Annotated in this window: 1 pseudogene; it reads left to right on the top strand. The window is 68.6% G+C overall.

Annotated elements, in window-relative coordinates:
* Positions 1-367 precede the first annotated feature (367 nt).
* Positions 368-1,256: pseudogene (locus AB0D94_RS37840) on the top strand (hypothetical protein); the annotation flags it as partial.

The following is a 1,256-nucleotide window of genomic DNA, read 5'->3' as shown; positions in this document are numbered from 1 at the left end:
CCGGCTCCGATTCCGGTGCTGGCGCCACCGCCGTCAGTGGTATGCCGGCGCCTTGCGATGCCCGCAGGCCGGGCGCGTGCCGTGCGGCCGATAGTCGCGGCGTCGATTTCACCAGCCGATGCCGCCGGCATCGGCCCCGGCGGTTTCCGATTCCCGCCCACCGTTCCCGGCTCCGTTCCTGCTCGCGCCGACGCGCCCGGCGAAGCCTTCGCCCAGCGCCGATACCCGCGCCCCGCAGCGCTTTCGCGCCCCCCGTCGGACGGCCGCCAACGCGCCAGACCCGGCAACTCCCTACATGACCAAGGACAGGGCGGCCGCCCCGCCGCCCTGTGTTAGCGTGACGGCCTTCCTATGTCCCGGAACCGCCATGCCGAAGATGTCCCAGACCTGTCAGTCCCTGTTGTTCGCGGCCGGCCTGGCCGCCGCCGCCAGCGCTGGCGTGGCGTCCGCTCAGGAGAACAAAGTGACCGATGACCCCTATGCCTGGCTGGAAGACGTCGACGGCAAGCGCGCGCTGGATTGGGTGAAGCAGCGCAACGCCAAGACCGAGGCCGAACTGGCCGCCACGCCGCAGTTCAAGCAGCTCGAAACCAGCATCCGCGCCGTGCTCGACTCCGACGCCAAGATCCCCGGCGTCGAGAAGATCGGCGGCTACTACTACAACTTCTGGAAGGACGCGCAGCACCAGCGCGGCCTGTGGCGCCGCACCACGCTCGAGGAATACCGCAAGGCCAAGCCTGCCTGGGAAACGGTGATCGATCTGGACGCGCTGAACCGCGAAGAGAACGAGCAGTGGGTCTGGCACGGCGCCGAATGCCTCAAGCCCGAGTACCAGCGCTGCCTGATCGCGCTCTCGCGCGGCGGCTCCGACGCCGACGTCACCCGCGAGTTCGACCTCACCACCAAGGCCTGGATCAAGGACGGCTTCTTCCGTCCCGAAGCCAAGGGCAGCCTGAGCTGGATCGACAAGGACCACGTCTACGTCGCCACCGATTTCGGCAAGGGCTCGATGACCACCTCCGGTTACGCCCGCACCGTGCGCCTGTGGACGCGCGGCACGCCGATGGCGCAGGCCAAGCCGGTGTACGAAGGCAAGGACACCGACCTGTCGGTCAGCGCCTTCCACGACCCGACCCCGGGCTTCGAGCGCGACTTCGTCAGCCGCGCGCTGGCGTTCTACAACGACGAGCTGTACCTGCGCGGCAAGGACGGCAAGCTCAGTAAGATCGAGCTGCCGAACTCGGCCAGCAAGTTCG

Origin of the sequence: Streptomyces sp. NPDC048255, assembly GCF_040652415.1 — a bacterium.
GTDB lineage: Bacteria > Actinomycetota > Actinomycetes > Streptomycetales > Streptomycetaceae > Streptomyces.
Note: the sequence above shows the minus strand (reverse complement) of the source record. Positions and strands in the feature narration are given on the sequence as shown.